This window comes from Paenibacillus sp. IHBB 10380 (genome assembly GCF_000949425.1).
Taxonomy (GTDB): domain Bacteria; phylum Bacillota; class Bacilli; order Paenibacillales; family Paenibacillaceae; genus Paenibacillus_AQ.
Genome location: NZ_CP010976.1, coordinates 3687389 through 3708501, shown reverse-complemented (window position 1 = coordinate 3708501; position 21113 = coordinate 3687389). Strand labels below are relative to the sequence as shown.

Genomic DNA, 21113 nt, shown 5'->3' with positions numbered 1-21113 from the left:
AATATAACTTATGTAGAAATCAAATGTTGTAATCAATCTTTTTTGAAAGCATTGCAAACTTTATCAAAGTTTATACGTCATTACTAGTGAGAGAAATAGACTTTTAGGAGGGGAATAGATTTTGTCTTCGTATATTAGAAATATTAAGGTTATGATACTGCCCTTAATCGTGTTAGCTATGATGGTTCAATCGTGGGTGATTCCTAGTACTGTCTATGCTGATGATCCATCTATTACAATAGATATTGATCTGGGTTATGGGAGCAAGTTAAAGGATGGGCGCTGGAATCCAGTTAAGATCACATTAACAAGTGATACCGACATTTCTGGAGATATTGTGATTCAAAGTTCAGATATTTATATGATGGGCAACGCATCTTATGTTCAGCATGTAGAATTGCCCAAGGATACAGAGAAAGAAATAACGTTAGGTATACCAGGAAATCACTATAATAAGGATAACAATGAGATAAGGTTCTACCAAGATTCTGTGGAGAAAGGAAAGTACATACCTTTTAAATCTGGCAAAAGTTATCTTGAAGGTATATCCGTCATGGGCACAGGAGTTATAGGTGTGTTATCTGATGACCCTGATACAATGAATTTCATGAACGTCTTGCTTGGAAGCGGTTATCATTTGGATATCGTTTCTTTGAATCGCGCTGATATTCCATATGATCCTATGCTTCTTGATAGTCTTGATATATTGGTTATTAATCGGTTTGCTTCAGATAGTCTTAGTAAGAAACAAACGGCAAGTATATCTGAGTGGGTTAAGTCAGGAGGGACGCTAGTCCTTGCTGGTGGAGCAGGTTATCCGAAGACAGCAGCGGCTTTCGCGGATTTATCACCTGTTGAGTATAAGGGTACATTTGCTGTGACGACATTACCAGAGCTTGCGAAGCTTGGTGGCAAGCCATTAGACCTTGAAGGAGAGTTTACTTTATCTGAAGCGCAGCCATTAGAAGGAAGTCAAGTGCTGTATAGTGCAGGGACCAAACCTTTATTCGTGTCTAAGCAAGTGGAGAAGGGTACTGTCCTGTATGCGGCATACGATATTGCGATGGCCCCTGTAGCTTCTTGGAGCGGTCATCCTTTTGTATGGGCTTCTCTATTGCGGGCTGATTTACCCCTCCAGCAGAATGGAGGAGGGATGAATTCAGGAAATTCAATGAATAATCTTAGTTATATCCTCGAGTACTTTCCATCTCTCAAAATGCCTCAGTTCAGCATATTGTTATGGATGCTAATCATCTATGTCATTATTGTTGCTCCGCTACTTTATTTTATATTAAAAAAAGTGGACAAGCGGGAATGGGCATGGTGGATTATACCTTTGATTGCGGTTATTGCTAGTGGGGCGGTATATACGATAGGTTCAGCAGATAAGACGAAGGAACTTGCACATACTATTAATATATTGGAGCTAGATGGACATGGCAGTGGAACAACGATGAGTGCTTCGGCATTCTTCACACCAAGTAGTGGAGACTATAGTTTGGAATTCCCCAAGGGAACTTATCTAAGAATCGATCGTCAAAGTGGCTCATTTGGGAATAGTAGGGAAAGTAATAGTTTCATTGAAGTAACGGATCAGAGCACGCAATTAAATCTATTAAATATGCCACAATGGTCGCTCGCTAAGATATGGGCACAACAACGAAATACGAACCAAGTCGGCCAATTGGACACTCAGTTATCCTTGAATGATCAAGGTGAAATTGAAGGGGAAATTACCAATGGAACGACAAGTGATCTATCCAATGTAGTTTTAGTTCTTGGGGATCAAGTCTATAAGCTTGGGGATCTTGGGAAGAACGAAAAAGCGAAGATTCTCAACACTACCTTAAGCCAAAGTACAAATTCAAATGGAGGAAATATTGGACAACTGCTCTTTCCTTATACAAACTCTAATTTGGGAAATAACTTCAATCGTGAGCGAGAGTTGTTGATGAACTACGTACCCAATACGTCTTGGTATGCTACAGGATCATATATTATTGGATGGAGTAAAGATCCGATGTTGAATTATTCGAACAAAGGGAAAGAAATGAAGAGTGATCAATTAAATTTGTGGACACAGCCTGTGAATGTAGCGTTAATGCAGAATAGTAAAATTAATATTCCATTTGGCTTCATTCCTCCCATTGTAACGCAAGTAACTGCAGGTTCATGGAACCAGGTGATGAATGGTTTCATTGATACTTCTCAGGGAACCGCTAATTTCGAATTTAGCTTACCTGAATTAGACGAAGCTACCCAATTTCAAGAGATGACCTTAAATACAGGGAATCCAGGTCAAGATACAGAGTATAAAATTTGGGATACATTACAACAGGATTGGCAAGAACTTGTGTGGATCAATGGGGCATGGACAGTCGCTAAGAACATCGACAAGTATATAGAGGACGGCAAAGTCATTCGACTTATGGTGTCAACCAAGAGCCAAACTACGTTAATGCTACCGCAATTGAGACTGAAGGGAACGGTGAAACCATGATTGAAATTACAAATCTGAGTAAACGTTATGGCAACTTCGATGCCTTGAAGGATATCAATCTTACCATTTCTAAAGGAACGGTATTCGGATTCGTGGGTCCTAATGGTGCTGGTAAGTCAACAACCATGTCTATACTAGCGACACTTGTGTTACCTAGTTCGGGTATAGCCAAGGTGGATGGCTATGAGGTAACAGAATATCCTAAAGAAGTTCGTAAAAAGATCGGTTATATGCCGGATTTCTTCGGTGTATATGATCAGTTGAAAACCACGGAATATCTCCATTTCTATGGGGCGAGCTATAATATCCCGCGTAGTGAACGAGAGAAGCTGATTCCACAATTGCTAGATTTGGTGAATCTTAGCGATAAGAAGGACTTTTACGTAGATAGTTTGTCTAGAGGAATGAAGCAGCGGTTATGTCTAGCTCGTTGTCTCGTGCATGATCCTGAGGTGTTGATTCTGGATGAACCTGCTTCGGGATTAGATCCGAGAGCGCGTATCGAAATGAGAGAAATACTGAAAGAATTAAAGTTAATGGGAAAGACCATCATTATTTCTTCGCATATTCTGCCTGAGCTTGCAGAGATGGTAGATGAGATCGGCGTAATTGAGCATGGTGTCATGGTGGCACAAGGGAAAGTATCTGATATCCAGAATAGTCTTCGTGTCAAAAAGGTGCTTCATATTCGGACGCTCGGAAGAGAAGAGGAGCTTGCAGTACGTTTGCGTGATGAAGCATATGTCAGTGGTGTACTAGCAGATAACACGGGCGTACATGCACACTTTAGTGGGAACGATGAGCAGCAAAGTCAGCTACTGCAGCAAATTATCTCTTGGGATTTTCAGGTTCTTACTTTCCATGAGGCGCAGACTAACCTGGAGGATGTATTCTTAGAAATTACCAAAGGGGGAATGGGTAGTGAATTGGTCTAGGAGATGGATAAATCCTGTACTGGATAAAGAATTCCGCCTTAGAATGCGTACACCACGTTCTATGGTATCGGTGATGTTGTATATCTTTGCCTTAGGGTTCGTTGCCATGGGTTTTATATATATAACGATGTATGTGAACAATGGTGGAAATCAACGATTCAATTCAGGAATGAGCCAGACGATGTTCTATGTGTTGGGTTTTGCACAGCTATTAATGATTGCTTTTATGGCCCCTGCACTTACTGCAGGCGTTATCAGTAGTGAACGCGAGAAACAGACACTTAGCATGCTACTGACAACGCAGCAAAGCTCGGCCACGATTATTTTTAGCAAGTTATTCTCATCTCTTAGTTTTATGGCCTTGATCGTAGTTGCAACGATGCCTGTGTACAGTATTGTATTTCTGTATGGTGGGATTTCACCCCAGCAATTAGTATATATGTTCTTATTTTATTTATTCATAATGATTCTCCTAGGGTCACTTGGTGTGATGTTCTCTACGTTGTTTAAACGGACTATGATTTCAGTCATTGTTACGTATGGAACAGGTATATTTATTTTTCTAATTACAGGACTCTTATATCTGTTCTTCTCAAGTATGTGGCAACAGCAATATGGTGGGATTACAGTCTCAGGGTATTCTTGGGTTGGATATATATTGGGGCTAAATCCTGCGGGGGCGATGTTAAGTATATTTGACCCTAGCTTTTCACGAAATATATTCCATGTGTACGGTTCCTCTATGCAAGCAGATGCTCCGATCCAATTATGGTTGGAATTTGTAATCGTCTATTCTGTTGTGATTATCGTCTCTTTATTCATTAGCATTCGTAAGATTCGACCGGTGCGCCGAAGAAAGAGAAGTACATCACCAGAGGTGACAACAGAAGAAATAACAATGGAACGAGTCGATTCAGATTTTCATGACAAATAAGTGGTGAACGATGATCATTTCTCTATAAGGAAGGAGGGTGAGAAGAATGAAGCAGATACAACAAAGTATGCTAACGGTTAATAAATCGGTTATGTCAGTACGAAGAAGACTGCAATTATTTCGTGTTCTACAATATGCTGGGTATGGATGTATTGGTGGATTATCAGCGGGGATTATTCTACTAGTTGTCGCTAGAATATGGCCGATAGATAGAGTCATATGGATGGCTCTTGGTTTATTCCTTCTAGGTTTTATTGCTGGAACGCTATGGGGCTTTCTTCATCGTATTTCGTTGACTGAGGCTGCCTTCGCTATGGATGCTTCTGAAGAAGGACCTGAGCGTAGGGATATGATGGTAACGGCTCTTTCATTCGCGGAACAGGATCATGCGGCTGTGCATTGGCAAAGAGAGCAGGCAGCAAAGTATGGACAGCGTTTTATGGCTGATATCAAAAGGCGACTTCCTTTACCTGTAGAGCGGCGGATATGGATCAGTTGTGCATCTTTAGCCGTCTTGGTTCTAATACTGACCCTTCTTCCTAATCCGAAAGATACAATATTAGCTGAAGCTAGGCAACAGCAGGAATGGGTCAAGGCACAGGAGAAGCAAACGGAAGAGTTGTCGAAGAAACTTCAGGCTGAGAAGCTTGTACCCATCGTCAAGAAGCCATTGTTAGATCAAGTGAATAGGTTGCAGAAAGAACTGGCTGGGCAAAAAGATCCTCTTAAAGCGCTAGATGAATTAGAGAAGAGCATGAAGGCTATGGAGAAATTGGCGAAGCAGCAAGAAGAAAAGGCAAAACCTTTAGCTCAGATAGCAGAAAAAATGCGTCAATTGAAACAAATGTCTGCACTTGCACAAAGCTTACAGCAGAATAACCCGGAAAAGCTTGATCAAGCTATAAATGAATTGAAGCAGAAAATGAAGAAGCTATCTCCCACAGAGAAAGATAAGTTGAGGGAAGTTATGAAGAAATTAGCAGATGAGATTCCTGAAAATCCGGAGAATAAGCAGCTTAAGGAAGCGTTGAAGAAGCTTGAGCAAGCATTAGAAAAGGGAGATTCAGCTAAGCAAGACGAAGCATTGAAGCAATTAGCTGAAGAATTAGGGAAAGCTATGGCGTCGAAGTCGCTAGCCTCTCAGCAATCTGCCGCTGCTTCCGCTTTAAGCGCAGCATTAGCCAAACAAGGAATGGGTCTAGCTAATCAGATGGCAGCTGCAGGGCTATCCTATTCTGACACTTGGAGCAGTGGGGGAAGCGGGGAAATGCTTGCCCAAGCGGGCTCGAGTGGCGAACCCAGTGAAAGTGAGCCGAGTGAGGTCCAAGATGTTCCGACAGGTCAGGGTGGGGAAGGTTCCACTGCAGGTCAAGGCCAAGGAGCTGGTTCGGGTGGACAAGGCAGTGGTTCTGGACAGGGTACTGGCGGTAGTGGAGGAGCAGGAAGCGGTCAAGGTGCTGGGGCAGGATTAGGCACGGGTGGACGTGAACTTGTGACTACACCGCGTGATCTTGCTGGCAAAGGTGGAGTACAGCGTGACGGAGGGCCTACTCAAGGGGGCGGAGACATTCAGAAGGGTGGAACGTCTCCAACTATGGATGGAGCTAGCCGACCTTATGCAGAAGTATATGAGAATTATGCTGAGGAGGCTAAGAAATCGCTGGGGCGCAGCGATCTTCCACAGCAGATGCAGGGATTGGTAGAGAGTTACTTCACATCAATTAATCCTAATCCATAGAGTAGTAGATTTAACCATGAGATGTTGAACGAGGAGGATTGGACATGTCCGATATAAGTATACAGCCAGAAGCTTGGAAGGAAACGATAGCTCGCGTAAGAGCTCAAATTGGTGAAGTGATTGTAGGCCAGCAAGAGGTAGTAGAACAGATGCTTTGGTGTATTTTTGCTGGAGGTCATGCTTTACTCGAAGGTATACCTGGCCTTGGGAAAACTATGTTAGTGCGTACGATTGCTGATAGTCTGGACTTATCTTTCTCACGGATTCAGTTTACACCTGATTTAATGCCTAGTGATATCACAGGAACACAGGTGCTTTCCTTTGGTAATCAAGGGGTGACGGGGATGACATTCCAGAGCGGTCCGATATTTAGTAGCATCGTGTTAGCAGATGAAATTAACCGGGCAACACCGAAGACGCAAAGTGCTTTACTAGAGGCGATGCAGGAGCAGACGGTTACCATTGGAAATGATACACATGTGTTACCCAAGCCATTTTTCGTGTTAGCTACACAGAATCCTCTGGAGAATGAGGGAACCTATCCTCTTCCAGAAGCTCAACTAGATCGGTTCTTATTAAAGATTCTTGTTCCTTATCCCAACGCAGATGAATTGAAGGAAATTGTGCGTCGAACAACTTCATCACATGTCTCGGTCGCGAATAAACAAGCTACTGGTGCGGAGCTAATTGAAATACAACAAGGGGCCAAAGAAGTGCTAGTTGCAGAAGAAGTGCTAGATTATGCTGTGAAGTTACTTATGATGACTCATCCAGAAGAATCATCTGCACCAGAAGATGTCCGTAAGTACGTCCGATTCGGATCAGGACCACGTGGGATTCAATCGATTATCTCAACAGGGAAAGTACGAGCTATATGTCAAGGTAGAATGCATCTCTCCACTGGAGATATTCATGCCGTAGCCATTCCAGCGTTACGGCATCGCCTGTTCTTGAACTTCGAAGCACAAGCAAGGGGGATTTCAACAGATCATATCGTTCAGGAAATCCTGAATCGTCTTGAGGGAACGGCATGAGTGGGCACTATCTACTCTCACCACAAATCCTTCCTCGCCTAGAACGATTAAGTCTGGGTGCGGGCAGGAGGGTGGCAGGCACGCTTCAGGGGAAGCGGCGTTCACGTCGTTTAGGTTCTTCCTTGGAATTTGCAGATTATCGTCCATACTCCCCCGGGGATGATATACGGCGATTCGATTGGAGTGTATATTCTCGCACAGGTAAGCCGTTTATCCGACAGTTCATGGATGAGCAGGAATTGATGGTCAGTCTGTATGTGGACTGTTCAACATCGATGGATTTTGGAGAGCGTAAAGCGAAAGCTAATACCGATGGGGTAAGCGAAGTTCCGAGTAAGCTATTGTATGCTAAACAACTGGCCGCTAGCATTGGATACATTGCACTCTGTTCATATGAACGCTTACAGGCAGTAAATTATAGCCGTTCTCTGGACTCACGTCTTCCTATTCTAAGAGGACGGGGAGCAATTCATCGATTGTTTCAATTCCTTGAAGAGGCATCTGTAGGAGGAGAAGGAAGTCTAGCTAGCTGTCTCAGTGAACCGGGCGCTATTCCAAGGCTTCCAGGGATGACTTGGATATTTTCGGATTTTTGGCTAAATGAAGGTGAAGAGGAAATTGGGAATGCATTATCTCGTCTAGCAGGAGCTGGGCAAGAAGTTGTCCTTGTGCATATTGTATCTCAAGAAGAAATGAATCCGGTGTTCAGCGGAGATTTACGTCTTGTAGATAGTGAGATTGGGACGGGTAAGGACGTGTCCTTGACTGGGAAAGTGCTACAGACATATAAAAAGGAATGGGAAAACTACCAGCACTTCCTATCTAGTTATGCAACTGAACGAGGCATTTCCTATGTGCTGATTCCGAATGATATGCCGATTGAAGAGGCTGTATTCGGCATCTTGGCAGAGTCTGGACTAGTGATGACTTAATATAGAGTGACGAAGATAACTTTGCTACGCAAAGTTTGGATAATGCTTACGAAGATAGCTTTGCTACGCAAAGCTTTGTATATGCTTACGAAGATAACTTTGCTATGCAAAGTTTGGTATATGCTTACGAAGATAGCTTTGCTACGCAAAGCTTTGAGGAGGATCAATCATGGGAATTGGGTCGTGGCTCGGTCTGGTATTTGGCTTGAGTATACCGGCCATTCTGCTCATGTATTTGTTGAAACGGAAATTCATAGATACGTTGGTACCGAGCCATATGTTATGGGAGCGGGTTCTTCGCAACATTGAGGCGAACCGTCCATGGCAGAAATTACAGAGTCGTCTGCTGTTGTGGTTGCAGCTCTTGGCAGCGGCCCTACTTGTATTTGCATTGATGCAGCCGTATTGGTGGGTGTCTGCTGATGCTAAAGGGCATGTGGTTATCGTTGCGGATACCTCCGGCAGCATGAGTGCAAGAACGACAGATTCATCAGAGGTCAATGAATCTGTAGATGATGGATATAGAAGAATGGATGCATTGAAAGCTAAGGTGAAGGAATACATCGAAGAGTACGCTCAAGGAAGTGAGATAACGCTACTCAGTCTTGAATCCGATCCTAATATTGTCATCTCTAGGGAGAAGGATCAGACAAGGCTGAATGAAGCTATAGATGGACTTGAACCCTATTACGGTAAGTCTGCCTATCGTGAGACGCTATCATTAGCCTCAGCGCTAACTCGCGAGGAACAAGATGCTGAAGTTGTGGTATTTACAGATGGAGAATGGAAGGGTGACGGGGAAGGGATTCCTTTTCAAGTTGCGAGTCAAGTCATCGATATTGGTGGAACGGCGATCTATAATGTTTCAATTAAACAGTTCGGTGTCCAGCAAGGCCAAGCAGGGAATACAGCGGTCGCAGTGGTAGAAAGTACCCGCCTAAACAATGAACCTGTGGAGTATGAGCTTTATGGGGACGATAAACTGCTAAGAACACAGACTATAGAATGGCGGACGGATGGGAATACGACGATCAATCTACAAGAGCTAGAGGACGCGGAGGTATATCGTCTTGAATTGCAGGTGAGTGATGATTACGAGGCGGATAACGTTTCCTTTGCATTCGGAAGTAGAAGTACTACGCCTCGCGTGTTGTACTTAAGCTCCGGGAATTTATTTCTGGAGCGAGCACTACAACTAACGGGTGCAGAAATTACGAAGATGACGATAGATAAGAGTGAACAAGCAGAGGATTCTAAGGATATGTCAGAGCCTCCCGTGCCCAAGCAAGCTCCTGATCTGGTTATTATCGAAGGCATAGCTCCCGCATTTGTGCAGCAGGGGGAGTGGGCGAAATTGTTAGGTAAGTCGCCTCTATGGACCATTGGTGGCGAGGGACAAGAAGTGAAAGTCGGTGGAGAGAAGGCAAAGCCATTAAATCATCCGGTTACGAAATATATGACCTTAGCGGGGTTGTATTTCGGAACTGTGCTTGACCAGAGTCCACCTGTATGGGGAAATTCCATTGCTGAGATCGGTGATAAGCCGGCTATATATGCTGGCAAAGAGGGAGGATATGCGCGTCTTTCTTTTCTCTTTAAGTTAGAGGATAGTGATCTTCCGTTATCTGCTGAATTTCCAATACTCATTAACAATGCGGTAACATGGTTGACTAGTGGGGAAGGTTCTGGACTTGGACGCGTGATTGCAGGCAGTCATATCGATGTGCCCATCTCAGTTGAAGCGGCGAAAGCACAATGGGTTGCTAAAGCTGGACTAGCCTTATCAGCAGGTATTGAACCCATAGCAGCAGATCGAGGGTCGCAAGGATTTATAGCTCTACAACGAGTACCTTCTACACCTGGATTATACGCATTTGAGCAACAGGGAGCAGATGGTTATATTCCACGTTACTGGGTAGAGGTGACGACTGATCCGAGCGAAGGAGCTGTTGATCAGAAGACGGAGCTTTTGTTAACACAGGGCGTTGATGTTTCATCCGATGCTGTGGTACAGAATCATGGTGATGGGGAGAAGGGGCACGCTAATGGGACACAGGTCGCTAGATCTTTGATGTGGATATTGGCTGCAGCTGTACTTACTGTCATATTGCTGGAATGGGGGGTGTACCAACGTGGGCATTCAATTTAGTCATCCATGGCTATTATTGCTACTTATTCCGTTGATTGTACTCATGGTATACGCCTATAAATCTGATTTCCGATTATCTGGTTCGCGTAAGAAATGGGCCATTGGTATAAGGTCGACGATTCTATTATTGCTAGTTCTGATGCTTTCAGGAATACAAACATACAACCTTGTATATCAAAAGGAAGTCGTGTATCTTGTCGATCGTTCCTACAGCATGGCAGATGAAGATCAGTTAGTCGCGTGGATTCAGGAATCAGCGAAGCGTAAAGACAAGGAAGATCAAACGTCCCTTGTATCCGCTGGTCTTGATTCTGCCGTTGAACGACGGCTATCTTCGGCTGAGGTTAATGAGGTTCAATTCGATGCTTCGTTGAAACGAGAATTCAGTAATTTGGAAGCAGGGTTACAGCTCGGGAGCAGTCTTCTCAGTCAGATTGGAGATTCACGGATTGTGATGGTTTCAGATGGAGAAGAAAATGTGGGGAGTATGCTTTCCGCTGGAAGATTGCTTAAGGATCGAGGGATCGCAGTTGATGTTCTAGAAGCACCTCAGCCAGCCATTCGTGATGTATCCGTTGAAGAACTTGTTGTACCAGATAAGCTCTATCAAGCGGAATCTTTTTATTTCGAGGTGTTGTTGCGTAGCACCTACGAGGCCTCTGGAGAGCTACGTTTATATGAAGATAATCGAGAAATTGGTAGGCAAAAGGTCGAGGTATCGTCTGGAGATAACCGCTATGGTTTGAAGGGATTAGCTAAAACAACGGGATTACATCGTTATCGTGCTGAAATCTTCATGGAGGGTGACGATCAGTCTGCGAATAATACAGGTTATGCCTTTACCCGCGTAGATGGACCCCCAAAAGTGCTCATTGTAGAAGGCGAGCAAGGAACTTCTAACAATATCACGGCGGCTTTATTATCAGGACTTATTCAATACGAGGTGATAGCGCCGGAACTTTTACCTAGTGAACTGGCTAAATATGGCGCCTATGATAGTATCGTTTTTAACAATGTGTCGGGAGACAGGGTTAGTGGGCGTCAGATGGATCTCATTGAGCAGGCAGTTCGTAGCTACGGGATCGGGTTCATGATGGCAGGTGGTGAAGATAGTTTCGGTATGGGGGGGTATTTCAAGACTCCCATTGAGAAGCTACTGCCTGTGTCGATGGATTTAGAAGGAAAGCGTGAGATCCCTTCCCTTGGGCTAATTCTAGTCATTGACCGTTCAGGGAGTATGAGTGGAGCTAAGATCGAGCTAGCCAAGGAAGCGGCAATGCGCACTGTTGAATTGTTACGGCCTAAAGATACTGTGGGTGTTGTTGCTTTTGACGATCAGCCTTGGTGGGTTGTTGAACCGCAAAAGGTATCGGATAAGAAAGACATATTAAGTCAGATCCAATCCATTCCAAGTAATGGAGGAACAGATATTTATCCTGCATTAAATTCAGCTGTACAGAAATTGTTAGCAGTTACAGCACAGCGTAAGCATATTATTCTAATGACAGATGGTCAGTCAGCAGGTAATGGGGCATATCAAGGTCTTGTAGAACAAATGAAGAAGGATAAAATCACACTATCTTCAGTGGCTGTAGGTCAGGATGCGGATACTGTGCTGTTGCAAACTTTAGCAGAGTCTTCTAAAGGGCGTTATTATTTCGTTCAGGATGAAACAACGATACCGGCTATTTTCAGTCGTGAAGCGGTGATGATGGCCCAGTCATACATTGTAGATAAGCCATTTATCCCTGCATTGCAGGATACTGGGGAATGGAATACTCTTTTTGAGAATGGCGTACCAACGATTTATGGTTATATAGCGACAACTTCGAAATCTACTGCACAGACAGCGCTTGTTAGTCCAGAACCAGATCCACTATTGTCTAGATGGCAGTACGGTTCAGGCCGAACTGTAGCTTGGACTAGTGATTTAACTGGAAAATGGTCAAAGGAATGGGTATCTTGGGCAGGTTTCTCTGATGTGTTAACACAGATGATTAAATGGACCTTTCCACAGTTTACAGCTTCCCCTTACGAAATAAAGAGTGAGGTTGAAGGAAATCAAGTTCATTTAGAAGTAGCTGTTAACGGTGATGAACCTGTACCCGATTCATTACAAGCGGTCGTTACTGGGGAAGATCTGAAGGAACGAAAGGTGATGCTTGTTCAGGAATCTCCAGGTCATTACACAGGGGATATGACGGTAGATAAACCAGGAGCCTTCATGTTGTCTTTGGTAGATGATAGCGGGAAAAGCGACAAAGTTGTAGCACCTGGAAGTGGGTTAATTGTCCCTTATTCTCCAGAGTACCGTATTACAATTGGAGACTCTCAGCAGGAGTTGAGTCGACTTGCTGAACTAACGGGTGGACGTATACTATCTTGGGATCACCCTGAGGAGTTATTCGCACCCAAAGCGAGGGCGACTAAATCGCTACAAGATTGGAACTATAGGTTACTTGTAGCTGTTCTGCTGCTATGGGTAGCAGATATTGCGGTGCGCCGCTTGGCGTTGCCATGGCGCGCAATGGCAGAACGCCTCGCCGCGGCCTTGCGGCGGCGGCCTGCTCGTGCGAGTGAGCCCGGCGAGGCTACGCCAGCCGCTGGGCTCACTCGGCTAGCGGCGCGCAAGGAACGCGCCGCAGCCTTTTATGGCGGCGGCTCCGCAGCGCCGCCAACTGCACCGAAGCCCCGGCAGTCGCAGCCGGGTGGGGCGCAAGAAGCAGCGGCATCGGCAGAGCCGCCGCGGGAACAGGAGCGGTCTACGTCGATGGACCGCCTGCTAGCTGCCAAGAAGCGCAATCTGCGCTGATTGAAGTGGGTAGTAGCTTAGCTTGTGTCTGCTAATCTAGTCTGGATATTCGCGAAGAGCGCTAGAATATAGTTAAGAGCCATCCAGATATACTTTATGGATGGCTCTTATTTTAAATGTTCACTCACCCGTTGTTGTTGAAGCAAAATACTAAATCTGGCATCTGGAAGAGTTCGAGGCTCTTCCTTAGATATCCCAGAGCATTTACTATAGAACAACATGGTGAATAATGGTAGAATATATATTCAATTATAATTGTTAAATTATAATCTTTCTATTTATTTTTGAAGAGATGAGGAATATCGGATGACAGTTAAAGTAGTGAGTGGAGATTTTTTTCAAGCAAAGGAAGATATTCTGGGCCATCAAGTGAATTGCCAAGGGGTCATGGGAAGTGGAGCAGCAAAAGGAATACGAGATAAGTTTCCTGAAGCCTACACCTTTTATCAAAATGAGTATATGAATGCAGTAGATAAGAAATCTTTGCTTGGTCGATGTCAGCTCGTTCAGTGCCAGAATGGTACGATGATTGCTAATTTATTTGGTCAATTTAAGTATGGTAAAACATCGGAGCAATATACAGATTACGAAGCACTTGAAAGCGCGTTAACACAGTTGAAGAACAAAGCCATAGAGTCGAAGCTTAGCGTCGCTCTTCCCTATAACCTGGGCTGTGGAATGGCAAATGGGGATTGGAATGTGGTTGAGAAGATGATCGGGGATATTTTTAATGATTATGAAGTGACTTTATATAAGCTCGGTTAGGGACTCGTGACAGGGGGCAATCCTTGGATATGAGCAGAGCCGAGATTTAACAACGATAAGCTGCCCTAGGGCAGCTTATTTCATTTCTTGTAGAACTTACATAGCTTTCGCAGAATTTCTAATAGATTTCAAGCGCACCTCCCATTTAGAGTTATTGTGTGTGATACATAGATGATAGTTGAGCGTTCATGCATATACGAGCTGTTTAAAGAATAAACTTGTTCCATAACGGAAGTTTGGCGTAAACCATGGACAAGGAGTTGTGAACACATGATAGATACGAAATCTCCGAGCATTTCTATACTAGGCATAGGTACGGCTCTTCCTGCCCACCGAATCGAACAAGATGAGGTGTTAGATAAACTAGAAGAAGCGTTACATGATTCTCCCAATTCAGTAAGATGGGCTAGAAGAATATTTAAACAATGTGGTGTGGCAACACGATATACCTGTGAACCGGGCCTCCTTGGACATGGTTCTAGAAGCCGTTATTTGCCATCAGAAGGACAAGGAGATGCTCCTTCCACCGCAGAACGGATGGGAATATATAAAAGAGAGTCCATTCCTTTGGCGCTACAAGCGGCGAAGGGTGCCTTACTTGATGGAGAGATTGAGGGTTCAGAGATTACTCATCTTATAACGGTAAGCTGTACAGGGCAATTCCTTCCGGGATTGGATGCTGTTCTTGTTAAGGAAATGGGTCTATCTCCACGAGTACAGCGGATCCCATTAACTTTTCAGGGATGTGCTGCTGGGCTGAAGGCAATTCAATTGGCTAGGACTTTGGTGGAAGGGCAGTCAAGCAGACAGATTTTAATTGTATGCGTGGAACTGTGCACACTTCATTTTCAGCCTTCAAGTGACCGAGAAGCTTTGTTTGGTGCGTCATTCTTCGGGGATGGGGCTTCAGCATGCGTTATAGGAATGGCGGATAAGAATAGTAAAGGTTTGTTTCAATTAGGAGATGGTCATTCGGTTCTACTACCTGAGTGTAGTGAGGAAATGATATGGGAAGTTGGTAATTATGGATTTGACCTTTATCTGTCAACGAATATTCCCAAATTGTTAGGGCGCTATCTAACGACGGAAATGGAATCGCTCTTAGATGGAGAAGAAGCACCAAGCTTATGGGCCATTCATCCTGGAGGCCGAGGAATTGTGGATATCGTACAACAGATGTTCGAACTAAGCGACGATCAGGTTCAGTTTAGCCGAAGTGTTCTACGTGATTATGGAAATTTGTCTTCAGTCACGATTTTGTTTGTTTTACAAGCGATGCGTGAGGATCTTCAAACTCGGCAAGTAGGTTCGTCAAGCGGTGTTGCATTAGCCTTCGGTCCTGGGTTAACAGCAGAACTACTTAAGTTTACGTATCTTCCTTCTAGCATTCTACAAGAATGGGTTATAGATCATGTTTATCTTTAAGAAGTTACAGAACCGGGCCGAAGAACCTGAATTGATGGATGATTTCAGCATGGGCGGAGATGATCTTCACGAAGCATTACGAGATTTAAGGCTGCTAAATCAAATATTTGCTGCTTCGAGTCCTACGATCTATGGTGTTGAGCGGTTATGGATTCTCGCAGATCGTCCGACACAATTATCTATTCTTGATGTGGGTGCAGGTTCAGGAGATGTGAATAGGCATATTCTTAGGTGGGCAGATAAGAAAGGCATTGATGTGACGATTCAATTAGTAGATGTCACGAAGGAAGCATGTGAAGAGGCACGGCAATTCTTTCACGACGAACCGCGGATAACTGTTCAACTAGTTGACGTGAAGAACTTATCAGAAGCTTGTGTTGATATCGTGACCGGATCACAATTCATTCATCACTTTATCGGAGATGAGCTTCATACTGTCGTCATTCATATGTATAAAGCGTCCAAGCTTGGCGTTGTGATTAACGATATCCACCGACAATGGATTCCTTGGTTGGCAGTATGGATTGTCAGTCACGTGGTGTCCACTAACCGTTATATACGGCATGATGGACCTCTGTCCGTAGCCAAAGGGTTTCGTGCTGCAGATTGGATTAAGTTAAGGGAAGCCTTAGGCATTCCCGGGCTTATCTATTCATGGCGTCCTTTATTTCGATATGCTGTTGTCATTCCACAGCATTCTTCTCAGGGGGAAGAGGGGAGCGGGAGTCGATGGAGCCAATAATGGATGCGGTCGTGATTGGTGGGGGAGTTGCTGGATGTAGTCTTGCGAAGAAATTAACAGATCTGGGATGGAGAACGATGTTGTTAGATCGGCAATCATTCCCACGCCACAAAGCTTGTGGCGAATTTCTGTCTCCAGAATCTCAAGAGATGTTTAGTAAGCTTGGACTAGATACCGTTATGGAATCATTACAGCCTCAGTTCATAACGAAAGCGAGATTGATATTTGAGCAAGGTGGTTCTGTAGAAGTTTCCTTGCCTGGTATAGCATGGGGAATAAGCCGCTACAAGCTTGACTCCGCACTTCATGAAGCGATTGTTCAAGCAGGGGCAATCATACGAACGGGGATGACAGTGACGTCGATTAAGCAACAGGATGATGGGTACGAAGTGAAGATAAAGCACAGGGGTGAAGTGGAAGTTATTCAAGCTCGTACCGTATATGCTGCTTGGGGATCTCATCGTCATGCGAGTATGTTCGCTGAACCGTACACATTAGATTCAAGTAAGCATTCCTATGTCGGGATCAAATCACATTATTCAGGTATTGATCCTGAGCTTGTTACGGAGCTGTATTTCGTAAAGGGTGGTTATGTTGGTATTTCTCCTGTCGAGAATGATTATTCGAATGTGGCTGCGCTATTAGACAAGGAAGTAGTCAAGGGAACGGGGACTACCGTTCCCGCTATCCTTGAAGCGGCTTCAAGGGAGAATCCTCACTTGATGGAGAGAATGAAACATGCTGTTCCCATTGAGGGTACTCAAGTCTCTATAGCTCCAGTACATTTGTCTCTTAAGCCACTTGCTTGGCATGTCATTCCACATCTCGGAGATGCAGCCGTAGTGATTCCACCTTTATGCGGGGATGGGATGTCTATTGCTCTGCGTTCGTCTTTCCTATGCAGTGTTCTCGCCGATCGTTATCTTCGCAGAGAGATATCTCTTGCTCGCTGGCAAGAAGAATATACACAGGTGATTCAGCATGAATTCGCAGGTCTTATTAGACGCGGAAGGATTGCACACACTTTGTGTTCGATGCCTAGCGTTACGCGATGGTTCCCAAGTGCTGTAAGGTTGTGTCCGCCACTTGGGCAGTATCTCGTTAAGGCCACGCGATTGAAATCTTATAAAGGTTAGCTATTATTTTCTAGGAGAGCTGGGTTATGGGATACCGTATGCTTGCTAAGCTTTCACTTCGGTTCCCGACATGGATTATTGTGTTGTGGACAGCATTTTTTGTCATCTTTGGTACGTATGCTACCAAGTTACCAGCGGTGCTCAAAGATCACGGGTTAGTGACTAAAGGTAGCTTTACACATGTTCAGAAAGTATTATCCTCAGATTTCGGAATACCTGATGAACCCATTATGCTTGTCTTTGAGAAAGAAACATCGGTAACAACTCAGCAGTTTCATCAGCATATTGGGAACATCCTGTTGAGAATGCGCTCCATCGAGGGTCTATCTTCACTAGTATCTCCGCTTGAAAGGGAAGGGATGTTTCACGAAAATGTGGCCTATGCTTTGCTTGGCTTTCGTCAGCACGCCTATCAGATAGGACCTGTATTGGAACAGATTAGACAGCAACTTCCTACATCCTCGCATATTTCAGTGGGGGTGACGGGGAAATCCGTTATTCAATACGATGTGAATCTAGCAAGTCGCCAAGGATTGGAGATAGCGGAGCTTATCGGGTTACCTATAGCCTTTGTTATATTGTTATTTGCGTTTAGAGGTGTCCTCTTTGCATTACTTCCACTTATCGTAGGAATTATTGGGGTAATAGGGACGCTTGGAATCATGACTTTGGTGGGTACGATGATGGAACTATCCAATTTTGTATTAAGTGTGATCCCTATGGTGGGATTAGCACTGAGTATTGATTTTGCACTTATGATCATCAGTCGATTTCAGGAGGAACTCCCCGGACAGAGTGTAGAACAGACGTTAATAACATCGATGAGCACAGCGGGAAGAGCCGTGGTATTCTCGGCAGCTTGTGTTATTCTGGGTCTGTTGGCTATTCAGTTTATTCATATCCCTATCTTCACAACCGTCGCATTAGGTGCAATGGTTGTTCTTATCATATCGCTCCTACTGAATTTAACCTTACTTCCAGCTCTATTAGGTATCGTAGCTCCATTTATATTAAATAAAAGAATAGTAAGTAAAAGTATAGTTACTAAAAGGCAGAATTCCAAGAGTCTCTTAACCCCAGGCTTCTGGGAACGTTGGTCACTCACTATCATGAAAAAACCTGTCCTATCGGTACTGGTTGCATCCATGGTGTTACTTAGCTGTCTCTTGCCATTACGTCATATGATCATAAACATACCGGATGCCTCCTCCCTCCCTAGGGGATATGAGTCACGTACAACCATGGAACTCTACAATGATCACTTTACCTCGACATCCAGCTCAGAAGTTGTTGTGATTGCGGAAGGGAATAATCCCACATTTACAGTACAAGATTGGCTCCATGCCTATCATTGGGTGAAACGTCTGAAACAAGATCCAGAAGTGATCAGGATTGAATCTGTTTTTGATCGCTTTCCATTGTTAACAGAGGGACAATTACTTCAGTTGATTCAGAATCCTCCTTTTATGAGTAAAATCAAACCCAAATTACAATCTGTACTAAGCGCTAATAAGATGCTCTTACGGTTGACTATACAAGGTGCCGCCGGCTCCAAGGAAACAGGGGAGTGGTTGCGGAATTTAGAAGCAGAAGGTGCTGCTGCGGAACTTCCATTGATTGTTGGGGGAGAGGCGAAATATCAGCAGGAAGTATTTGATGAAATTTCGAGTCATATCGGTTCTATTCTATTATTTATCGCAGTGACGAACTTTATTGTTCTGTGCATTGCGTTCCGGTCCATTCTTATTCCACTCAAAGCGATTGTGATGAATCTATTAAGTCTAGGTGCTTCGTTCGGTATTCTGGTCTTTATCTTTGAGAAGGGAAGACTTGGATTAGAGGCTAGTCCTATAGCCGTTATGATTCCTGTCTTTGTATTTGGTCTGGTATTTGGAATTAGTATGGACTATGGTGTGTTTCTTCTATCTCGAATGTCTGAAGTGTACGAACGAACCGGGGATCACGTTGTAGCCGTCACGTCAGGATTATCTTCAACGGGTCGGATGATCACTTCAGCGGCAGCGATTATGATAGCTGTAACTTTACCATTCGCCTTCGCTGATGTCGTAGGGGTGAAGCAACTCGGAATCGGAATTGCAGCAGCCATATTCATTGATGCCACAATCATTCGATTGATCCTTGTTCCTTCATTAATGACACTTCTCGGGCGAATGAATTGGTGGATGCCATTTCAAAGAAAATACAAACGATAGGATTGATGATCTGATCCTATGGATCATGTTACTAGCTCATGTTCAATAAACGTTTCACGGAGTCTATGACCACATCAGGTCTATGTATTTGAATAGAATGCCAGCTATCATCTACTACAATTTGTATGGTTAATTCAGTAAGTTGCAGTAGATCCTCTTGACCTCTTTTCCATTCATCATGCTGTTTCCCAGCACTTAATACAATGACAGCTAAGTCTTTTCTCAAGGGTTGTGCTTGTTGTAATTGGATGCTACTTTCTCCCGTATGCAGCAGTTCCGAATATAAGGACTTATAAGCAGTTGTTCGATAACCCAAAGCGCGAGCCTTTTTTAGAATATCGGGAGGTAATCGCTTGGAGCCAATATGCATTCTCAACAGTCGAGGTATAGCTATCGGAGACAATAAATAACCAAGTCTGTATATTTTCAAATGCTTCTCCCGTTGCTTCCTTCTAACTGGATGGGTCTGATCAGATAAGTATCTGTTCTCATGCGTGGAATCCACCAGCACTAGACCCATGACTTCCTCCGGATATGTGGCGGCAAATAATCTCATGATCATTCCACCGTATGAATGTCCAACAAGTAAGAACGGTGGCTTTCGGTCCAGTTTAGTCAATAACAAACGAAGATCGTCCACATATTGTTGGCAGGTTGGTTCTGAAAGAGATGGGTTGCTCCAGCCAAAACCTGAGCGGTCATAAGCGATAACGGTCGCTATCTTTGCTAGTTCGGGTTGGACGTGACACCAATCTAATGAGCAGCCGCCCATTCCTGACTCCAAAATAATAGTCGGCGAGCCTTGACCGGATACGTTTACATGCCATTTTTGTTGATTAAGCTTAATCATTTGTCCACTAGGTCTATATTGGTAACCCTGATATGTAGAGGACATTGTCTGAAACAAGGACAAAGGAAAGCCTATTACCGACAGAGCTGCACGAATAAATCGATCTGAGAAAGATATCATGGTTATAACCACCTCCTCCTTCAATTAAAAGGTAGAAACCAGATGATTAAAAGAGAAGCTTTTTTTGGTAATTTTCCTATTTTGAAAGGCAGACTACTTCCATGATAATGATAATCGACAATAGTTGGGCAGAGAAGATTGTTTTTATCCTTTTACTTACATATGGAAGTAGGTAAATGGGAATACATCTTATTAATATTTCGAGTCTTTTTTTGTTGTTTGAGTTATAATTTATTAATTATCTTGTTATATACGTTGAAAGGTGGATTCGAATATGGATAACAGTACGAATATATCACGATTCAAAGAAGTCATGGGGAATTACCCTACCGGAGTGACCGTCATAACAACAGTTGATGAACATGGAGTTCCTCTGGGACTTACAGTTAATTCATTTGCATCCGTATCTTTAGATCCCTTACTTGTCTTATGGTCAATAGACAAAAGAGTTTCAACCTATCAGACTTTTATAAAAACTGATAAATTCGCTGTACATGTTCTATCTGCTGATCAGGGCGATATATGTTCCTTATTTGCAAGTAGAGATACTGACCGATTTGGAAATTGTGAATGGAAGCTATCCGAGCACAATCTTCCGATTATTTCAGGAGCTTCTGGAGTAATGCAATGTAAAACTTTTAAAACAATTGAAGCTGGAGACCATATTATTTTGATAGGTGAAGTAGTAGATATTGTTAGTGAAAACAAAGAACCACTCTTATATCATAAAAGGAAATTCGGAAAAATTCCTGATGCGTTTTATATTTAGACTACATCTTCCTCCTACTTTTGTGGGAGGATTCTTTGTTTCAGATGTCATAAAGTGAC

The 21113-nt window shown here is 43.7% G+C and carries 15 protein-coding genes; 14 read left to right on the top strand and 1 reads right to left on the bottom strand.

Going from position 1 to position 21113, the window contains the following annotated elements; all coding sequences use genetic code 11:
- Positions 1–121: 121 nt before the first annotated feature.
- From UB51_RS16555 to UB51_RS16495, 13 genes are all read left to right on the top strand, one after another.
- Positions 122–2500, top strand: coding sequence for a DUF7408 domain-containing protein (locus tag UB51_RS16555; protein ID WP_044878256.1), 2379 nt, complete (start codon positions 122–124; stop codon positions 2498–2500).
- Entirely contained in the window at positions 2497–3435 is a 939-nt protein-coding gene (locus UB51_RS16550; RefSeq protein ID WP_044878255.1) for an ABC transporter ATP-binding protein, read from the top strand. The genes UB51_RS16555 and UB51_RS16550 overlap by 4 nt, the downstream gene beginning before the upstream one ends.
- Complete coding sequence (locus UB51_RS16545) at positions 3422–4369, top strand: ABC transporter permease (RefSeq protein ID WP_044878254.1); 948 nt, start codon at positions 3422–3424, stop codon at positions 4367–4369. Before UB51_RS16550 ends, UB51_RS16545 begins: the two co-directional genes overlap by 14 nt.
- 46 nt (positions 4370–4415) lie before the next feature.
- Positions 4416–6107, top strand: a complete 1692-nt coding sequence (locus UB51_RS16540) for a hypothetical protein (protein ID WP_052675973.1) — start codon at positions 4416–4418, stop codon at positions 6105–6107.
- A gap of 44 nt (positions 6108–6151) precedes the next feature.
- The gene (locus tag UB51_RS16535; RefSeq protein WP_044878253.1) at positions 6152–7141 is read left to right on the top strand and encodes an AAA family ATPase; all 990 of its coding nucleotides are present in this window, start codon (positions 6152–6154) and stop codon (positions 7139–7141) included.
- Positions 7138–8073, top strand: coding sequence for a DUF58 domain-containing protein (locus tag UB51_RS16530; RefSeq protein WP_044878252.1), 936 nt, complete (start codon positions 7138–7140; stop codon positions 8071–8073). The genes UB51_RS16535 and UB51_RS16530 overlap by 4 nt, the downstream gene beginning before the upstream one ends.
- Before the next feature lie 169 nt (positions 8074–8242).
- On the top strand, positions 8243–10222 hold the full coding sequence (locus tag UB51_RS16525) for a vWA domain-containing protein (RefSeq protein WP_044878251.1): 1980 nt from the start codon (positions 8243–8245) through the stop codon (positions 10220–10222).
- Positions 10206–13034, top strand: a complete 2829-nt coding sequence (locus UB51_RS16520) for a VWA domain-containing protein (RefSeq protein WP_052675972.1) — start codon at positions 10206–10208, stop codon at positions 13032–13034. The genes UB51_RS16525 and UB51_RS16520 overlap by 17 nt, the downstream gene beginning before the upstream one ends.
- A 306-nt stretch (positions 13035–13340) precedes the next feature.
- On the top strand, positions 13341–13799 hold the full coding sequence (locus tag UB51_RS16515; RefSeq protein ID WP_044878250.1) for a macro domain-containing protein: 459 nt from the start codon (positions 13341–13343) through the stop codon (positions 13797–13799).
- Positions 13800–14069: 270 nt separating this feature from the next.
- Positions 14070–15224, top strand: coding sequence for a type III polyketide synthase (locus UB51_RS16510; protein ID WP_044878249.1), 1155 nt, complete (start codon positions 14070–14072; stop codon positions 15222–15224).
- Positions 15211–15966: a methyltransferase domain-containing protein gene (locus UB51_RS16505; RefSeq protein ID WP_044878248.1), complete on the top strand. Its 756-nt coding sequence runs from the start codon at positions 15211–15213 to the stop codon at positions 15964–15966. The genes UB51_RS16510 and UB51_RS16505 overlap by 14 nt, the downstream gene beginning before the upstream one ends.
- Positions 15954–17102 carry an NAD(P)/FAD-dependent oxidoreductase gene (locus tag UB51_RS16500; protein ID WP_044878247.1) on the top strand — a complete coding sequence of 383 codons (1149 nt, stop codon included), beginning with the start codon at positions 15954–15956 and terminating at the stop codon, positions 17100–17102. The genes UB51_RS16505 and UB51_RS16500 overlap by 13 nt, the downstream gene beginning before the upstream one ends.
- Before the next feature lie 26 nt (positions 17103–17128).
- Positions 17129–19315, top strand: coding sequence for an MMPL family transporter (locus UB51_RS16495; RefSeq protein ID WP_052675971.1), 2187 nt, complete (start codon positions 17129–17131; stop codon positions 19313–19315).
- Positions 19316–19346: 31 nt separating this feature from the next.
- On the opposite strand, the gene UB51_RS16490 is transcribed toward UB51_RS16495, so the two are convergent.
- The gene (locus UB51_RS16490) at positions 19347–20285 is read right to left on the bottom strand and encodes an alpha/beta hydrolase (protein WP_044878246.1); all 939 of its coding nucleotides are present in this window, start codon (positions 20283–20285) and stop codon (positions 19347–19349) included.
- A gap of 274 nt (positions 20286–20559) precedes the next feature.
- Between UB51_RS16490 and UB51_RS16485 the strand changes: the two genes are divergently transcribed.
- On the top strand, positions 20560–21054 hold the full coding sequence (locus tag UB51_RS16485; RefSeq protein ID WP_044878245.1) for a flavin reductase family protein: 495 nt from the start codon (positions 20560–20562) through the stop codon (positions 21052–21054).
- Positions 21055–21113 lie beyond the last annotated feature (59 nt).

Coding starts and splice junctions, on each gene's coding strand:
- UB51_RS16500 (WP_044878247.1), top strand. CDS start 15,954: ATGGAGCCAATAATGGATGCGGTCGTGATTGGTGGGGGAGTTGCTGGA.
- UB51_RS16505 (WP_044878248.1), top strand. CDS start 15,211: ATGTTTATCTTTAAGAAGTTACAGAACCGGGCCGAAGAACCTGAATTG.
- UB51_RS16550 (WP_044878255.1), top strand. CDS start 2,497: ATGATTGAAATTACAAATCTGAGTAAACGTTATGGCAACTTCGATGCC.
- UB51_RS16495 (WP_052675971.1), top strand. CDS start 17,129: ATGGGATACCGTATGCTTGCTAAGCTTTCACTTCGGTTCCCGACATGG.
- UB51_RS16515 (WP_044878250.1), top strand. CDS start 13,341: ATGACAGTTAAAGTAGTGAGTGGAGATTTTTTTCAAGCAAAGGAAGAT.
- UB51_RS16490 (WP_044878246.1), bottom strand. CDS start 20,285: ATGATATCTTTCTCAGATCGATTTATTCGTGCAGCTCTGTCGGTAATA.
- UB51_RS16510 (WP_044878249.1), top strand. CDS start 14,070: ATGATAGATACGAAATCTCCGAGCATTTCTATACTAGGCATAGGTACG.
- UB51_RS16525 (WP_044878251.1), top strand. CDS start 8,243: ATGGGAATTGGGTCGTGGCTCGGTCTGGTATTTGGCTTGAGTATACCG.
- UB51_RS16485 (WP_044878245.1), top strand. CDS start 20,560: ATGGATAACAGTACGAATATATCACGATTCAAAGAAGTCATGGGGAAT.
- UB51_RS16535 (WP_044878253.1), top strand. CDS start 6,152: ATGTCCGATATAAGTATACAGCCAGAAGCTTGGAAGGAAACGATAGCT.
- UB51_RS16540 (WP_052675973.1), top strand. CDS start 4,416: ATGAAGCAGATACAACAAAGTATGCTAACGGTTAATAAATCGGTTATG.
- UB51_RS16530 (WP_044878252.1), top strand. CDS start 7,138: ATGAGTGGGCACTATCTACTCTCACCACAAATCCTTCCTCGCCTAGAA.